This is a genomic window from Natronospira sp. (assembly GCF_007134575.1).
Classification (GTDB): domain Bacteria; phylum Pseudomonadota; class Gammaproteobacteria; order Natronospirales; family Natronospiraceae; genus Natronospira; species Natronospira elongata.
In genome coordinates this window covers 1-2,687 of sequence record NZ_SLKM01000297.1, presented here as the reverse complement: position 1 = coordinate 2,687, position 2,687 = coordinate 1, and the positions used below count along the sequence as shown (strand labels likewise).

General features: G+C 54.6%; 2 protein-coding genes. Both read right to left on the bottom strand.

The window, feature by feature from the left end; translation table 11 throughout:
* Positions 1-111 precede the first annotated feature (111 nt).
* Positions 112-1,797: a DUF1566 domain-containing protein gene (locus ACJWXQ_RS11980; protein ID WP_346052678.1), complete on the bottom strand. Its 1,686-nt coding sequence runs from the start codon at positions 1,795-1,797 to the stop codon at positions 112-114.
* A gap of 86 nt (positions 1,798-1,883) precedes the next feature.
* Positions 1,884-2,435, bottom strand: a complete 552-nt coding sequence (locus ACJWXQ_RS11975; RefSeq protein WP_406672889.1) for a hypothetical protein — start codon at positions 2,433-2,435, stop codon at positions 1,884-1,886.
* Positions 2,436-2,687: the final 252 nt, after the last annotated feature.

Here is a 2,687-nt window from a genome sequence, read left to right as displayed (position 1 = left end):
TTGCCCGGCCGGCGCGCCGAAATCTGACAAACCAGTCCAGCGCCCAGGTCGCATTGGAGGACGGCGCGTCACGGCATTGCGTGGGCGAACCCGCTCCTACAGGCGCCCGGCCTAATCCAAATCCCGAACCAGCCGGACGTGGGTCTCCTGTGGGAGGTGGTTCCGAAGGTTGTCTAGGTCAACCGGAATCTCTCTGACAATTCCCTGATCCTGTGTTATTCCGAAAAATGCTGGGTCACGGTTCTCCTGTCTTGAACTGCCAGCTCCCCAGTCCACCGCTGTCGCTGAGATAGCATGTGATTTCCGAGGCGTATTTGGAAAAATGTTTAGGTCGATAGCCGGATGAGCACAGGAACGCTCGGTAAGTGTATCGAGTTCTTTAATGTTGGGTACCCGCCAGTCATCATAGCCGGCATGGCCAGATTCGGCTGCCTCTAGTAAAGCTGACTGAATATCCAGGGTTGTGGGGGCGCCTACACAGGTCTCACCGTCCCATTCCTGCCCAATACTGCATCGCATCCACATCAGTCCGTATTCTGCGTGGATAACGGTACCGTCTGGCATTGGCATCAGGTCATCCGGGAGGTTGCTTCTGCTCACGTTATCTACACATTTTTGTTCACCTCGAGGTTCCACCGGGGGGATGGTTTCATCAATATAGCGATCTTGCTCATCCACATGGCGAACCAGTTTTACATGTGAGGAAAGCCCACTGCCTTGAGGTGCTTGAAGGCCTGCGGCGACAAGGTTATTCCACGCGAGTCCCGAAGACTCTGCTTCCTCGCCAGGTTCCATGTTTAGCAAGGGGTTGACGAATGCATTTGCTGACCAGAAGAAAGGATCAGTGGCTCGATGTCTTTGGCTAGGGAAGTATTCCGTATCGATAAACGTACTGCTCCAGTCGCGAATTACGGGTGATGGCCGGAAACTATTGATTGAAAGCCACTCTCGTACGGTAGGCAAGCGCCAGTCGTTGTATCCACAAAGACCTTTCTCATTGACAGCGGCAGTCAAGTCATCCGTGCTGCAGTACTCCAGGGGGCAGCTTCCCAGTGAGGCACGTCTCCTTCCAGGTCGCCCTGCATTGACTCGCTCGTCGGGGTTGTACCAGGTCCAGCGGTGCCGGAGGGCGTGGATATCGTCGTCATCGGCATACCAGTCTTCCGGATCGGCGGTCTTGACCTCCCACATCAGCCCGGTGACATTGTCGCGGACACAGCGCCATTCCTCGGCGTCGGCGGGCAGGGTGGCGCCGTTGGCGGCGATCTTGGTGAAATCAAACCCCGCATGGCCGGAATCATGCTTGTCCAGCTCTCCCTTCGCAGCCAGCCGGTCACGACCGAACTCGGCATCCTGACCCGGCCAGTCTTCGACCGTGCACTCGACCATGGCATCGGCTTCGCCGTCATAGCACTGCTGCAGGCCGGTATCGTTGAGCCCGCCCAAGGGCGTGAAGGTGCCTTCCGGGCGGGCACCAATCCGTGCTGCCTCGCTGTCGGGCCGCATCCAGCGCTCGGCTACCACGGCCAGATAGTAGTCCTGCTCATTTTTCAATTCATTTAGGCGAACAGGCGGTTGATCGGTTGTGAGTATATCCAGGGCATCATCGAGAGCTTGGTCCCTTTCTGTCAGAAGATGAACCCGATAGCGGGCTGCCTCTTCGGAAAGCGTCCAGTTCAGTCGGATCTCCCTGTCGCCAGTTTCCACTTCAAGATCTGTCGGTTTGTCGAGAGGTTCCTGGTTGCCGCAACCGACCAATAGAGAAGCGGCAAGTAGTAGTACCCATCTGATGTTCATCTCTGCTCTCCCTAACCATTCATATTGCGAAGAGCGCCCCCCATCGGAAGGATGGGGGGCGCTCCAGGGCTTGTTTAGATCATTTTTCAGATCAAGTCGTCTCTTTCGAAGCCCTGAAAGGTTTGCAGGAAATGCAGGATGTCAGCATAGTGCTCGCCTTTGGCCTCATCCTTGTGTTCCGTACGCCATTTATTTAGTGCATCGGCGGCCTTTTGTGCGGCTAGGTTAGGGCCATGCAGGCGAATATCGTACGTCACTGAGCGGTTTGCGAGGTCATCCCGAATTACGTAATGGCACTGCAGGTGCTGCAACTCTGGAGAGTACCGGGGTTTTCCGTTTGACCGGATTTCGGCTTCAAGTAGCCGTGCCATTGCTGGCGCTTCAGTGGATAGAATGCCTCCAGAGCAAAGCTGCCAATTCGGGGCTTGGGTAATGCGAACTTTATTGTTAACAATTGAGTTAACAGTCGACCCAAATTGTTCGAACTCCTCAGATCGTTGTGTCGTTACCCAGTCGAGGCTTGCAGTTGTCAAGTTTTTTGCAAGAATTCTCTCTTGTGCCACTGCAGTCTGATAACTGGCAGCCAGGCTAAAGTCTGCTGTCAAACGCCATTGGAAGTCTTCATAGTTATCATTCACGTATATGGTGTGATTCGCCAGTTTAATGGCATCTTGAAACAGCTTGTCGATTCGATCTTTTCTCTGATATCGACTTGCGACGGTATCGCTACGGTAGAGGGGGTAATACCCCCATTTTTAGTGGCTCTCAAAAGTAGAGCCTAAGCAGCCATCGCTGCCTTCATCTTCGGGGTGATGCCACCGAGGCCCATATTGGGCCGTTCGTTGTTGTACGTCCAGAGCCAACGGGTCGCAAATTCCTGGACCTGTTGA

Bases quoted from the DNA above. Each gene is read 5' to 3' on its own strand.
- ACJWXQ_RS11980 (WP_346052678.1), bottom strand. From the start codon at position 1,797: ATGAACATCAGATGGGTACTACTACTTGCCGCTTCTCTATTGGTCGGT.